At 48.1% G+C, this 13,883-nt stretch carries 16 protein-coding genes; 6 read left to right on the top strand and 10 right to left on the bottom strand.

All coding sequences use genetic code 11. The features are described from left to right. Positions 1-51: 51 nt before the first annotated feature. Positions 52-2,196 (top strand): phosphate acetyltransferase, encoded by a 2,145-nt coding sequence (pta, locus tag JK154_RS00300; RefSeq protein WP_211990497.1) that lies wholly within the window; start codon positions 52-54, stop codon positions 2,194-2,196. 149 nt (positions 2,197-2,345) lie between these two features. On the opposite strand, the gene yfcD is transcribed toward pta, so the two are convergent. The 3 genes from yfcD to yfcF are packed head-to-tail and all read right to left on the bottom strand — an operon-like array spanning position 2,346 to position 4,183. Then, positions 2,346-2,888, bottom strand: coding sequence for an NUDIX hydrolase YfcD (gene yfcD, locus JK154_RS00295; RefSeq protein ID WP_211990496.1), 543 nt, complete (start codon positions 2,886-2,888; stop codon positions 2,346-2,348). A gap of 54 nt (positions 2,889-2,942) precedes the next feature. Next, positions 2,943-3,494, bottom strand: coding sequence for a phosphodiesterase (gene yfcE / locus JK154_RS00290; protein WP_211990495.1), 552 nt, complete (start codon positions 3,492-3,494; stop codon positions 2,943-2,945). Positions 3,495-3,550: 56 nt separating this feature from the next. Beyond that, a complete protein-coding gene (gene yfcF / locus JK154_RS00285; protein WP_211990494.1) occupies positions 3,551-4,183 on the bottom strand; it encodes a glutathione transferase in 633 nt (210 codons plus the stop codon). A gap of 248 nt (positions 4,184-4,431) precedes the next feature. Between yfcF and folX the strand changes: the two genes are divergently transcribed. After that, on the top strand, positions 4,432-4,794 hold the full coding sequence (gene folX, locus JK154_RS00280) for a dihydroneopterin triphosphate 2'-epimerase (RefSeq protein ID WP_211990913.1): 363 nt from the start codon (positions 4,432-4,434) through the stop codon (positions 4,792-4,794). Between the two features lie 23 nt (positions 4,795-4,817). Further along, positions 4,818-5,711: a TIGR01777 family oxidoreductase gene (locus JK154_RS00275; RefSeq protein WP_211990493.1), complete on the top strand. Its 894-nt coding sequence runs from the start codon at positions 4,818-4,820 to the stop codon at positions 5,709-5,711. Positions 5,712-5,768: 57 nt separating this feature from the next. Here the strand turns inward: JK154_RS00275 and hisP are convergent, their stop codons facing one another. The 6 genes from hisP to JK154_RS00245 all read right to left on the bottom strand — a co-directional run bounded on the left by hisP (position 5,769) and on the right by JK154_RS00245 (position 10,642). After that, positions 5,769-6,545 carry a histidine ABC transporter ATP-binding protein HisP gene (gene hisP, locus JK154_RS00270; RefSeq protein ID WP_211990912.1) on the bottom strand — a complete coding sequence of 259 codons (777 nt, stop codon included), beginning with the start codon at positions 6,543-6,545 and terminating at the stop codon, positions 5,769-5,771. A gap of 10 nt (positions 6,546-6,555) precedes the next feature. Continuing rightward, positions 6,556-7,269 carry an ABC transporter permease gene (locus JK154_RS00265; RefSeq protein ID WP_211990492.1) on the bottom strand — a complete coding sequence of 238 codons (714 nt, stop codon included), beginning with the start codon at positions 7,267-7,269 and terminating at the stop codon, positions 6,556-6,558. Continuing rightward, positions 7,266-7,952 carry a histidine ABC transporter permease HisQ gene (locus JK154_RS00260; RefSeq protein WP_211990491.1) on the bottom strand — a complete coding sequence of 229 codons (687 nt, stop codon included), beginning with the start codon at positions 7,950-7,952 and terminating at the stop codon, positions 7,266-7,268. The genes JK154_RS00265 and JK154_RS00260 overlap by 4 nt, the downstream gene beginning before the upstream one ends. A 76-nt stretch (positions 7,953-8,028) precedes the next feature. Beyond that, on the bottom strand, positions 8,029-8,811 hold the full coding sequence (gene hisJ / locus JK154_RS00255; RefSeq protein ID WP_211990490.1) for a histidine ABC transporter substrate-binding protein HisJ: 783 nt from the start codon (positions 8,809-8,811) through the stop codon (positions 8,029-8,031). Positions 8,812-9,004: 193 nt separating this feature from the next. Then, positions 9,005-9,787: a lysine/arginine/ornithine ABC transporter substrate-binding protein ArgT gene (gene argT / locus JK154_RS00250; protein WP_211990489.1), complete on the bottom strand. Its 783-nt coding sequence runs from the start codon at positions 9,785-9,787 to the stop codon at positions 9,005-9,007. Positions 9,788-10,072: 285 nt separating this feature from the next. Further along, positions 10,073-10,642, bottom strand: a complete 570-nt coding sequence (locus tag JK154_RS00245; RefSeq protein ID WP_211990488.1) for a UbiX family flavin prenyltransferase — start codon at positions 10,640-10,642, stop codon at positions 10,073-10,075. 357 nt (positions 10,643-10,999) lie between these two features. On the opposite strand from JK154_RS00245, the gene JK154_RS00240 reads away from it, so the two are divergent. Further along, positions 11,000-11,362 (top strand): protease inhibitor I42 family protein, encoded by a 363-nt coding sequence (locus JK154_RS00240; RefSeq protein ID WP_211990487.1) that lies wholly within the window; start codon positions 11,000-11,002, stop codon positions 11,360-11,362. 192 nt (positions 11,363-11,554) lie between these two features. Here JK154_RS00240 and JK154_RS00235 read toward each other — a convergent pair whose 3' ends face one another. Beyond that, the gene (locus tag JK154_RS00235) at positions 11,555-11,731 is read right to left on the bottom strand and encodes a hypothetical protein (protein ID WP_211990486.1); all 177 of its coding nucleotides are present in this window, start codon (positions 11,729-11,731) and stop codon (positions 11,555-11,557) included. A 205-nt stretch (positions 11,732-11,936) separates the two neighbouring features. Between JK154_RS00235 and JK154_RS00230 the strand changes: the two genes are divergently transcribed. After that, positions 11,937-12,788 (top strand): aldo/keto reductase, encoded by an 852-nt coding sequence (locus JK154_RS00230; protein WP_211990910.1) that lies wholly within the window; start codon positions 11,937-11,939, stop codon positions 12,786-12,788. A 25-nt stretch (positions 12,789-12,813) separates the two neighbouring features. Further along, positions 12,814-13,803, top strand: coding sequence for an aldo/keto reductase (locus JK154_RS00225; RefSeq protein ID WP_211990485.1), 990 nt, complete (start codon positions 12,814-12,816; stop codon positions 13,801-13,803). The last annotated feature ends 80 nt before the right edge of the window (positions 13,804-13,883 follow it).

Genomic DNA, 13,883 nt, shown 5'->3' with positions numbered 1-13,883 from the left:
GTTTTCAGTTAAGCTGAGCTAAGTGGCTCACGAAAACGAAGAGGTTATACCGTGTCCCGTACAATTATGCTTATCCCTACCGGAACCAGTGTCGGTCTTACCAGCGTAAGTCTTGGCGTTATCCGTGCTATGGAACAAAAAGGCGTGAGTTTGAGCGTATTCAAACCTATCGCCCAGCCACGTAATGGCGGTGAAAATACGCCAGATCAAACCACCAGTATTGTCCGTGCAAACAGCTCTATCCCTGCGGCTAAACCGCTGAAGATGAGCTATGTAGAGTCTCTGCTGTCAAATAACCAGCAAGATGTACTGATGGAAGAGATCATCGCCAACTACCACACCAACAGCAAAGATGCTGAGGTCATTCTGGTAGAAGGGCTGGTTCCGACGCGTAAACATCAGTTTGCCCAGGCACTGAACTACGAGATTGCCAAAACACTGAATGCTGAAATCGTCTTCGTGACCTCTCTGGGCAATGACTCGCCTGAACAGCTCAAAGAACGTATTGAACTGGCACGCAACAGTTTTGGCGGCAGCAAAAATACCAATATCAATGGCGTGATTATTAATAAGTTAAACGCGCCAGTGGATGATCAAGGCCGTACTCGCCCTGACTTGTCTGAAATCTTTGATGACTCCAACAAAGCCAGTGTCGCGAATATTGATCCTAAACTGCTGTTCGCTAACAGCCCGTTACCCGTATTAGGTTGCATTCCCTGGAGCTTCGACCTGATTGCAACCCGTGCGATTGATATGGTTCGCCACTTAAATGCAACCGTGATCAACGAAGGGGATATCAATACCCGTCGTGTGAAATCAGTCACTTTCTGCGCGCGCAGTATTCCTCACATGCTGGAACACTTCCGCCCGGGCTCATTGCTGGTCACCTCAGCTGACCGTCCTGATGTCCTGGTTGCTGCCTGCCTGGCGGCCATGAATGGCGTAGAGATTGGCGCAATTCTGTTGACCGGTGGCTACGAAATGGACCCTCGCATCAGCAAACTGTGTGAGCGTGCATTCGCGACCGGCCTGCCGATGTTTATGGTCAACACTAATACCTGGCAGACCTCCCTGAGCCTGCAAAGCTTTAACCTGGAAGTCCCGATTGATGACCTTCAGCGTATTGAGAAAGTCCAGGAATATGTTGCCAGTCATATCGATACCCAATGGGTTGAGTCCCTGACGGCCTCGTCAGAACGCAGCCGTCGCCTGTCACCACCGGCCTTCCGTTATCAGCTCACCGAGCTGGCGCGTAAAGCGGGTAAACGTGTCGTACTGCCAGAAGGCGACGAACCACGCACCGTGAAAGCGGCTGCTATCTGTGCAGAACGTGGCATTGCTACTTGTGTGTTGCTGGGTAATCCTGATGATATCCTGCACGTTGCCGCAGCACAGGGCGTAGAGCTGGGCTCAGGTATTGAGATTGTCGACCCTGAAGTTGTACGTGAAAGCTATGTTGCTCGTTTGGTTGAGTTGCGTAAGAGCAAGGGTATGACTGAAGCCGTTGCTCGTGAACAGCTGGAAGATAACGTGGTACTGGGTACCTTGATGCTCGAGCAGAATGAAGTGGATGGCCTGGTTTCTGGTGCCGTGCATACCACTGCTAACACCATTCGCCCACCGTTACAGTTGATTAAAACAGCACCAGGCAGTTCACTGGTCTCTTCCGTCTTCTTTATGCTGTTACCAGAACAGGTTTACGTCTACGGTGACTGTGCCATCAACCCGGACCCATCCGCAGAGCAATTAGCAGAGATAGCTATTCAGTCCGCTGACTCAGCTGCCGCTTTCGGTATCGATCCTCGGGTAGCAATGCTCTCCTACTCTACCGGTACGTCCGGTGCAGGTAGTGATGTAGAAAAAGTTCGTGAAGCCACTCGTCTCGCTCAGGAAAAACGTCCAGACTTGGTCATTGATGGACCGTTACAGTATGACGCCGCTGTCATGGCTGATGTAGCCAAATCTAAAGCGCCAGACTCCCCTGTAGCAGGCCGTGCGACTGTATTTATCTTCCCGGACCTGAACACAGGTAACACCACTTACAAAGCCGTACAGCGTTCTGCTGACCTGATCTCCATCGGGCCAATGCTGCAAGGTATGCGTAAGCCAGTAAATGACCTGTCTCGTGGTGCTCTGGTTGACGATATCGTTTACACCATCGCACTGACAGCGATCCAGTCAGCACAACAGCAGTAATCATCCCTGCTCTGGCTGAGCCAGAGCAGAAAGAGAGCTATTCGCGACTGACACAAAAAAGCCGTAATTCTGATAACCAGATTTACGGCTTTTTCACGTTTCAAATCAGACCTGTTCCTCAGGGATGGATCACAAGGCTCTGATATTATCTATTCGCTTTGTGAATCGCCTGATTCATTTCTGGCATTACGTGTCATCCATAATGCCAGTGCTTTCAGGGAGTCTGGCGTGAACTCATCACAACGTGCCGTGATCTCTTCAGGAGTCATCCAGCATACGTCGCTGACTTCTTCAACCTGAAGGGCAAAAGGCCCGTGGGAAACGCAGCTAAATAACCCCCCCCAGACACGGCAATGAGCATCTTCAAAATAGAATTGCCCATGTTCAGCAAAGGGGACACCAGCAATACCCAGCTCTTCTTCTGCTTCACGACGCGCTGACTCTAACAATTGCTCTTCCGCCTGGACCACGCCCCCTGCAGTCGCATCCAGCATTCCGGGCATAAAATCTTTTGTCTCAGTACGGCGTTGTACCAGTATATGGCCCATACCGTCACTGACTACGATATAAGTTGCCCGATGTCGTAAACGCTGCGCACGCATATTTTCGCGGCTAGCTTGCCCAACCACTTCGTTATTCTCATCAACAATATCAACCCATTCTGTGCCACCAAAAGGCTGCTGATCCACCATCGGAAAAACCTTATTCTGAGCGTTTTAAAACGCGTTATTGAGTTTTTTGTAACGTTACGGGGTAATCTGAACCTGTGCAATCATCCTGTTGCCGTTTAAAGTGCGAACGCTCAGAACATCATCATCAAGCATGCCAAAACTCGCTTCATGACCCCCTTTGGGAATACTCACTGAGCCTGGATTAAATAAATAGCAGCGTTGGTGTTGTGTTGCCACTGGCAGGTGCGTATGACCAGAGATAAAAATATCATGCGTGACCAGCGGGGGTAACGCCTCGGGGCTGTAAAGATGCCCGTGCGTCAAAAACAAGCGCTGTTTCGGGAGGAGTATTTGTTGCCAGGGAGCGGTTATCGGAAAATCCAGCAGCATCTGATCCACTTCGCTATCACAATTACCGCGTACGGCGATAATTCTATCCGCAACCTTGTTCAGGCACTTGGCGACCTCCGCAGGGGCATATCCTTCTGGTAGCGCATTTCGCGGCCCATGATTGAGTAAATCCCCCAGGATAACCAGCCATTGAGCACCACTTTCGGCAAAGAGGTCCAGTGCTCTTTCCGTGGCAGGTAAAGCACCATGTATATCCGATATAAACATCAGCTTCATTCACATTACCTCTAATCGGTCCCTTGCAACATTATAACCAGCGCTGTTGGGAACAGCTATGCCGAAAGTGCCAGCCACTGCTGTACTGATGAACGCTGCCACTGGAAAGCCGCATAGGCTTTAAGGCGTTCAGGCACCTCATCACCGTTTAAAATAAGCCGGTTGAGCATTACCGCCAAGTCACTGTCAGCAATGGACCACTCACCAAACAGGTTATTCTGCCCTTCTGGCAAAAACTTGAGGGCCGTGCTCAGAAGCTTTTCTGCTGCCAGACTGCCATTTGTACTTAAAGGGGGTCTTTTATCCCCGATAAACACAACCGAGGTAGGTCTTTCTTCACGAATGGCCATCAAATCACTGCGTAACCATGCCTGAATCTGTCGTGCCTGAGCTCGTTTTTCCTTGTCCTGGGGATAAATCCGTGCCCAGACCGGCGGGGCAAACACCTCCTCTAAATACTCATCAATAGCTGACGATTCACTGAGCCTGAAGTTTCCCCTTTCCAGCATCGGTACTCGACGTGTCAAATCATACCCATCCCAGCCAGGCAAAAGATTATCCCCACTATTTAAATCAATAGGCTGAAGATTAAAGGTGAGCCCTTTTTCCTTTAGTGCAACATACACAGAAAAAACATAAGGACTCAGGTAGCTACTATCTGACCATAGCGTCATTGTCGGCTGATTCATAAAGCGCTCCCTTAGCACTACTCATAGCTATTGAACATAGAATATAAAAAAACCACTGTCATCAAGAATCAGCCATAGAGACAGGCCGACCAAATGCACCAGAGCGTCTATAATGGTGACAGATACTTTTTTCCTCGTTTTCTCTGCCCCTGAAAGATCCATTACTGTCGGGAAATAGGCAGATAATATTTTCTCCCCACTGGTATATTCTGTGACAGGACGTCATTAACAAGGAGCCTGCCATGCCAATACCCCAGGCGGATGCCATTATCCGCATTAAAAATTTACGGCTGCGAACCTTTATCGGAATTAAAGAAGAAGAGATAACCAACCGTCAGGATATTGTCATCAATGTGGTGATCCATTACCCCGCGATTAAAGCCAGATCCAGTGAAAATATCGCTGATGCACTGAATTATCGCACGGTAACCAAAGGGATCATCCAGCTAGTAGAAAATAATCGCTTCTCTTTACTGGAAAAACTAACCCAGGATGTTCTGGATATTACCCATATGCATCCCTGGGTCACGTACGCTGAGGTTGAAATTGATAAACTGCACGCATTACGTTATGCCGACTCCGTATCAATGACCCTGAGCTGGCAAAAATAGATTGCAACAACGGGAGGTTGGATATGCGTGTTTTAATCACTGGAGGAACCGGGCTGATTGGTCATCATCTGATAACCCGCCTGGTGAAAGAAGGAGCCCGGATAACCGTCCTCACCCGCTTTCCTGAGCGGGCCGCCACTCAGCTGGGTTCACAGGTATCATTATTGCCGGATTTAAGCCTCCTGAATCATCTGGACGATTTTGATGCGGTTATCAATCTGGCAGGCGAACCTATTGTTAACAGGCGCTGGACAACATCACAGAAAGAGCATCTGTGCCAGAGCCGCTGGCATATGACTGAACAGCTGGTCGCGCTCATTCGTGCCAGCCACTGCCCCCCAGAAGTGCTTATTTCAGGTTCAGCGATAGGTTATTACGGTGATAAGGGCGAAATACCTCTCACTGAGGATACCCCGCCCCATGACGAGTTTACCCACCGTCTTTGCCAACAGTGGGAGCAAATAGCATTAGGGGCTCAAACAGCCAGGACCCGCGTCTGTCTGCTACGTACCGGCGTGGTACTCGCAAATGATGGTGGAGCATTAAAGAAAATGTTACCCCCTTTCCGTTATGGTTTAGGGGGCGCATTAGGGAACGGGCACCAGTATATGGCCTGGATCCATATTGACGATATGGTGAACGGCATTATCTGGCTGCTGAATAATCCACTGCATGGCCCATTTAATCTGGTCTCCCCACAACCGGTGACGAATACTCAGTTTACCCGCACGTTGGGCAACGTTCTCAACCGCCCGACGCGTCTATCCGTCCCCGGGATGATGGTACGTTTACTGATGGGGGAAGCCGCGGTATTACTGCTCGGCAGTCAGCACGCGATCCCCCAACGGCTTGAGGCGTCTGGTTTCCAGTTTAACTGGCCAGAGCTTCATGACGCATTACAGAATTTATTGACCTGACGGCATACGCGACATCAACTAAAACGGCGCAGATAGCGGAAGGTCCGCGCCATAAAACTATTTTAATGCCCCGGATAAGAACTGTTGTAAACGTTCGCTTTTAGGATGATTAAAGACCTCTTCTGGTGGCCCCTCTTCTTCAATGCGTCCTTTATGCAAAAAGATGACATGGCTGGAGACATGACGGGCAAACTCCATTTCATGGGTTACCACGACCATGGTTTTCCCCTCTTCGGCCAGTTTCTGCATAATACGCAGCACTTCCCCAACCAGTTCGGGATCCAGTGCGGAAGTGGGTTCATCAAATAACAGAACCTCCGGTTCCATTGCCAGTGCGCGCGCGATCGATACTCGCTGCTGCTGACCACCAGAAAGATGCACGGGGTACTTTATATACTGACGTTCATCAATACCCACTTTTTCCAGGTACTTTATTGCCCGCTCTTTGGCATCCGATTTACTCAGGCCAAGTACTTGAATAGGTGCCTCCATGACATTCTCAAGCACCGTCATATGGTTCCACAGATTGAAGTGCTGAAATACCATCGTCAGGCGAGTACGCAGCAAACGTAGCTGGTTTTTATCCGCAACTTTTAATTGCCCGTCTTTGTCCCGAACCAGATTGATAACTTCATTACAGACGGTGATCGAACCTTCACTGGGTTTTTCCAGGAAATTAATACAACGCAAGAACGTACTCTTACCTGAGCCAGAAGAACCAATGATGCTGATGACATCACCAGCTTTGGCCTTTAATGAAACACCTTTGAGTACTTCATGTTCACCATAACGTTTATGTAAATCCGTTACGCTTAATTTATTTTCAGTCGTCATCAGCACTCGCTCAGTGTGAAGCAGGTTTAACATGTTGCAACCAGCGTTTCTCCGCTCTACGGAACAGGCTAATCAGCACATAGGAAATCATCAGATACAGTACCGCTGCGATACCAAACGCCGTAAAAGGTTGATACGTTGCGGCATTAATATCACGGGCAATTTTCAGCAAGTCAGGCACTGTGGCGGTAAACGCCAGGGCGGTAGAGTGGAGCATCAGGATCACTTCATTGCTGTAGGCGGGTAATGCAATACGCAACGCCGAGGGCAAAATAATACAGCGATACATTTTTACACGCGAAAAACCATATGCTCGTGCGGCTTCAATATCCCCGTGAGGAACCGCCCGAATCGCCCCGGCAAATACCTCAGTCGTGTAAGCACAAGTATTTAGTGTCAGCGCTAAAATAGTACAATTCAGCCCGCTGCGAAAAAAGGCATTCAGAAAATCCGTTTCTTTGACTATCTCCAGAGTATAAAAGCCAGAATAAAAAACCAGCAGCTGAACATAGAGCGGAGTTCCACGGAACACATAGGTAAATAAAGCAATGGGGAAAGAAATAAACCGATTACTGGATACCCGACCAATAGAAAGAAACAGGGCCAGAATCCCCCCCATTACCACAGAAGTAATCAATAACCATAAGGTCATTGCCACCCCTGTCATGCGGTAACCATCTGACCATAGCAATGATTTCCAGTATTCCTGAATGATCTCTGTCATAGCTCCGCCCTCTTCACACCCACAGAATAACGGCGTTCAAGCCAGAGTAATATGCCGGAGGAAAGCGTGGTAAACACTAAATAAATCCCACCCGCAACCAGAGCAAAGTAGAGTGGCTGCCAGGTGCTTTTCCCGGCCAGCTGGGTCGCTTTTACGACATCCTCTAAGCCCAGTAAAGAGACCAGGGCTGTCGCTTTCAGGATAACCTGCCAGTTATTACCGATCCCAGGCAAAGCATAACGCATCATTGTCGGAAACAAGATACGGCGGAATGTTTGGGAGCGGCTAAAACCAAATGCAATACTGGCCTCAATGTGCCCTTTGGGAACGGCCAGGTAAGCGCCGCGAAAGGTTTCAGTAAAATAGGCACCATAAATAAACCCGAGCGTGGCAATACCTGCCGTCATGGGGTCAATATCAAGCTGCTCAAAACCTAATGCATCGGTAATACTGTTTATCAGCATCTGAAGGCCATAAAAAATCAATAGCATCAGTACCAGGTCAGGCACCCCACGGATCAGGGTGGTATAGCCTTCAAACAGCCATGCCAGTGGACGATTTTTCGACAGTTTTGCCCCGGCACCTGCCAGCCCTATCACGACAGCAAGCACCACAGAGGCGAGAGCCAGTTCAAGCGTGACCAGTGCGCCTTTTAAAATTACTTCGGAAAAGCCATACAACATGGTGCATATCCTGTCGGTCAGTGTGCACGTTATTACCAGCCTCTCTCATAAGAGGCTGTTTTCTCAACAGTGCGAACTAGTCACCGTAGACATTGAAATCAAAATATTTTTTTGCCAGTTTGTCATAAGTACCATCTTTGCGCATCTCAGCAAAGGCAGTATTTAACGCTTCACGAAGCTCGTTGTCATTCTTGCGGACACCCATACCTGTGCCGACGCCAAACAGTATCTCATCTTTAATCGCCGGACCACCAAACTGATACCCGGCCCCCGCTGGAACCTTCAGGAAACCTTCACTGGCCGCGACTTCATCCTGAAATGCGGCATCAATACGTCCCGCAAGTAAATCAGCATAGATGGAATCCTGGCCTTGATAAGAGACAATCTCAATACCTATAGGTGCCCAGTGTTCATTACCATACGTTTCCTGAGTCGTGCCCTGCAGAACACCCACGCGCTTACCTTTCAGGGTCGCAACATCAGGGGTTATCGGTGAACCTTTTGCCACCACCAGACGAGAATCAGCAGCGTATAATTTGTCGGTAAAATCTATTTCTTTCTTACGTCTTTCAGTGATAGAGAGTGATGACATAATGGCATCGATTTTTTTCGCTTTTAGCGAAGGGATCAAACCATCTAATGGGCCTTCAACAAAAACACATTGCGTATTCATGCGGTTGCAAAGTTCTTTTGCCAAATCAATATCAAAACCGACTAATTCCCCTTTGGCATTTTTTTCTTCAAAAGGCGCATAAGTCGGATCTGTACCAATGCGTAAATTTTTAGGTATCGCAGCAAATGAAGAACTGGCGGCAAATAATGCAACTAACAGAGATAGTGATAAAACGCGCTTTTTCATAATTATCCTCAAATAAAAAACTGTCTTTATTTAACGTCGGTTACAGGCCCCCTGACGGCGACATAGCCTACACCAGCAAAGAAAGCCCGTCAGCTATCATCAAATCCAGTGACGGGTTTGCCCCATAACGATGCATATTTATATTGTCAGATTAAAAACCTATTCAATACTCATCTACAGACTAAGGATAAAATTAATTACCGTAAACATTAAAATTGAAGTACTTACTCGCTAACTTGTCATAAGTTCCGTCTGCACGCATTTCTGCCAGCGCTTTATCCATGGACGCTTTTAATTCGGTATCATTTTTACGCAACCCAACGCCGGTACCCTCTCCGAAATACTGTTTGTCTTTCACTGATGGGCCAGCAAAAGCAAAATCTTTGCCCGCGGGTTGTTTTAAGAACCCTTCGCTGGCAGCCACTTCATCCTGCAGCGCAGCATCCAGCCGGCCAGCGGCTAAATCAGCGTAAATCAGATCCTGGTTAGCATAGGGGATCACATCAATACCATTAGGCCGCCATTCAGCATTGGCATAAGCTTCCTGGGTTGAGCCTTGCAGTACCCCAATATGCTTGCCTTTCAGTGACGCCAGGGTGGGTTGCAAGGTGGAGTCTTTTGCCGCAATCAGGCGAGAGTCCGCGGCGTAAAGTTTGTCTGAGAATAGGATCTCTTTCTGACGTTTATCAGTAATAGAAAGGGAAGAAATGATAGCGTCGATTTTTTTGGCTTTAAGGGAAGGGATAAGCGCATCAAAATCACTCGAAACCCAGGTACATTTGGCCTGAATACGCTGGCATAATTCATTGCCAAGGTCGATATCAAAACCAATGATCTCCCCTTTTACATCTTTAGATGAAAAAGGGGCATAGGTCGTATCAGTACCAATACGCAGCGCCTGCCCGCTTTGGGCAAAAGCACTGAATGAACCTGAAAGGCCAAGCAGCAACGACAGAGCAATAACTGATTTCTTCATACAATACCTCAGGTTTGGCTTCTTATTGTGGTGTGTTGTTGTGTAGTTGTGTTTAACAGATAAATTGCAGGTTTCATGCCACTTTTCATAACGTGACATTATGGTGAGTTTTTTGTTATTAAATAGTTTCAATTTTGCTGTCAAAAATAAAGATAACAGCTTTTACTGGCGAGGAAAAAGAACATCCGGGTAAATGGAGGGTTAATTTTTTTAACATAACGACAGGCGCACAATTTCCTGTGGGGCAGTTGCCCTGATAAGGTGCACCAAATCAGGGCGGGCGAATTACACCCCATTCCAGCGGGCAAACAAATCGCAAGGGAGTTCGAGATCGAACTGATCAAGAATGCGGTTGACCGTTTGATCAATAATCTCGTTAATAGACTGGGGACGATGATAAAACGCTGGCACGGGGGGCATAATAATAGCCCCAAGTTCTGCCGCCTGCGTCATCAAACGCAAGTGTCCCAAATGGAGAGGTGTTTCACGCACGGCAAGCACTAAAGGACGCCGCTCTTTTAGCACGACATCCGCCGCCCGGGTTAACAAGTCATCGGTATAGCTGTTCACAATGCCCGATAAGGTTTTAATCGAGCAAGGCAGGACTGCCATCCCTGAGGTTTTAAACGAGCCAGAGGAGATACTGGCGGCAATATTACGGGAATCATGTACCACATCCGCTAAAGCCTGAACCTCACGCAGTGAATAGTCCGTCTCAAGGGCAAGGGTCTGACGTGCTGCCTGACTAATAATCAAATGGCTCTCGACCTCAGGCAGTTGCCGCAACACCTCAAGTAAACGAACACCATAAATAGCACCACTGGCACCGGACATACCAACAATCAATCGTTTCATCTATTACCTTTTATCAGCCAGCCCTTCAGGGGGATGCCTGGACTCGCTTCATATATTAATCTGGTTGTGAACCTGCCTGATGGCCTGTCAGAGGCATTCATTGCCCTTACTGGCCCTGCTTATCGCCATTCCCTGATACAGCATATCAAAAGGCCTCCCACCTTAGCAGATATGCGACGCTGCTGCCCCTGTGACAGGGGCAAATTAACTCACCACAATAAGTACAAAATAAGAGTAATATCATTCAGGCTAGCTTTTTAAGCTGATACTGTCATTGCCCAAAGGTGAAAGATCCCAAATGCGTCACCTGTGGGGTATTGTAGCCCTGTTGATATATCCATCAAAGGAAGAGTAAACATGAGCAAAGCTAAAGCTATCGTTTTCGGCATGATGATGTCTGCGGTTATGTCAGCCAATGCCGCCACAGAAACAACAACGATAACCGGCGATGTGGGAAAAGAGATCACGTTAACATTAGAATCCAATCCAACGACCGGCTATGGCTGGATGATTAAAACGCTTCCTGATGATCTGATTTTCGTCTCTGCCGGGTATCAACAATCAAAAGAGTGCCCCACCGGAGCCACGGGATGTGGTGGTGATGAAGTATTCTACTTTATCGGAGAGAAGAAAGGAGAAAGCACTCTGAAACTTATTTATGGTCAGTCATTTAACAAATCCAGCTGGCAGGAAAAAGAGATCAAGGTCGTGATTAAGTAGGCCCTCCTCCCCTGTCTGTTTGCTGTATCTACCGATTCTTTCCCCTATCTGACAGGGGTTATATTCATCGGTAAGGGAGACATCTGTATTGCCACCTGAACCTTATTTGCCAGGTGCACATGGGGTTCAGGTGAAGATATTGCGCGGGTCTGTTTTGCTCGTCTGTCCAGCAAGAACCAGAAATGGATGTTGTCAGTTTCGAGAGGCTTCAGCAGGCAGAATATATAGCTCAGAAATAGTATAAACTTCAGCCAGGCTGTAGTTATTCTCAAGTTCTATATCGTTAAAATCGATTTTCCCCGCCATGCGATAGCTGTCAGAAAATACTGTCACCACGAGGGCTGATTGACTCTTTTTAAGTAAGTCCATAAAGATCAATAAAATGACAGAATTACTGTTTTTTCATTTCACCATGATCACTTCATGATGCAGAAACTATGTTTGTCGATCATCACGAGCCATCCGATATTCCCTTTCATGAATCAGTCTAATAAACCCTAGCTAATTTCCCTGCCTAATCAGATAAATCATTCTGCGTTATGCTTTTCAGACACAACAACGGGAGACTGACGTGATGCAAACAGTAACACTGAACAGCGGTATTGAAATGCCCCTGCAGGGATTTGGCGTGTTTCAAATGACGAATGAGGATGACTGTGAAAAAGCAGTTATTGATGCCATTAATACAGGCTATCGCCTGATTGACACTGCAGCGTCTTACCAGAATGAGACCCAAGTTGGGAACGCACTGAAGCACAGTGGTCTCCCGCGTGGTGAACTCTTTGTAACAACAAAGCTTTGGCTCCAGGATACCCATTACGAGGGGGCTAAAGCGCAGTTTGAGCGTTCACTGAACCGCCTGCAGCTGGACTATATTGATCTGTATCTGATTCACCAGCCCTACGGTGATGTTCATGGCGCCTGGCGCGCCATGGAAGAACTGCAACAAGCAGGAAAAATTCGCGCCATCGGCGTGAGTAACTTCCATCCTGACAGGCTTGCTGATCTTATCGCTTTCAACAAAGTGACTCCGGCGGTGAACCAGATCGAGGTTAACCCTTTCAACCAACAGCTGCATGCCGTTCCCTGGATGAAAAGTCGAGGTATTCAGCCTGAAGCCTGGGCACCTTTTGCTGAAGGAAAGCAGGGCCTGTTTCAGCATCCACTCCTGACGGCAATTGGCCATCAATACGGCAAAAGTGTGGGTCAGGTTATCCTGAGGTGGCTATTCCAGAACAATATTGTTTCGCTGGCAAAAACCGTGCGAAAAGAACGTATGCAAGAGAATATCAACATTCTGGATTTTGAACTCAGCGCTGAAGATATGCTGCAAATTACAGCACTTGATACCGCGACCAGCGCATTCTTTTCCCACCGTGATCCCGCGATGGTGGAATGGCTAACCGCCCGTAAACTTGATGTTTAAACGGCAATAAGAAGGTATTTATTATATGCAAAAACGCTATCTAGGCCAGTCCGGACTCGACGTATCCGCCATCGGATTGGGTTGCATGGGACTCAGCCACGGCTACGGCCCTGCGACAGATACTCAACACGCTATTGCGCTTATTCGTGCCGCCGTAGAACGTGGTGTCACGTTCTTCGACACCGCCGAGGTGTATGGCCCATTCCTCAATGAGGAGGTTGTCGGTGAGGCCTTAAAACCTTTTCGCGAGCGTGTTGTTATCGCCACCAAATTTGGTTTCACCTTTGGGGACGATAACAAACAACAGATCCTCAACAGCCGCCCGGAGCATATCCGTAAAGCCGTTGAGGGGTCACTGCGCCGCCTGAAAACAGATGTCATTGATCTGTTATATCAGCACCGTGTCGATCCGGACGTTCCTATTGAAGATGTTGCAGGAACGGTGAAAGACCTTATTTCTGAAGGAAAGGTTAAACATTTCGGCCTGTCCGAAGCCGGGGCCCAAACTATTCGCCGCGCCCATGCGGTACAACCCGTCACCGCGCTGCAAAGCGAGTACTCCCTGTGGTGGCGCGAGCCTGAACAGGAGATCCTGCCATTGCTGGAGGAGTTGGGTATTGGTTTCGTGCCATTCAGCCCACTAGGCAAAGGCTTTCTGACCGGTACGATTACGGCAGGCACAACTTTTGGCAAAGATGATTACCGCAGTCAGGTGCCACGTTTCGCTGCACAGGCGATTGAGGCAAATGAAAAGCTGGTTTCGCTGTTAGGCCACCTGGCTGGCGAGAAAGGTGTCACAATAGCGCAAATTGCGCTGGCATGGCTGCTGGCACAGAAACCCTGGATTGTTCCTATCCCTGGTACAACCAAGCTGCCCCGCCTGGAAGAAAATTTGGGTGCTGCGGATGTCACGCTTTCAAAAGAGGATTTGCTTAAGATAGACCAGGTACTTGAAACAATAGAAATAGTCGGTGCACGATATTCCCCTGAACATCAGGCCCGTGTAGGGCGTTAAGCCGCACCGTCAAAATGGACAGATACCGTTCACCACCCAATAAAAAACTGCACCTTAATCCGTTGGATATCCAACGTATT

The organism is Citrobacter sp. JGM124 (assembly GCF_018257795.1).
Taxonomy (GTDB): Bacteria; Pseudomonadota; Gammaproteobacteria; order Enterobacterales; family Enterobacteriaceae; genus JGM124.
The sequence above is the reverse complement of the archived record's forward strand: the minus strand, read 5'-3'. Positions and strand labels throughout refer to the sequence as shown.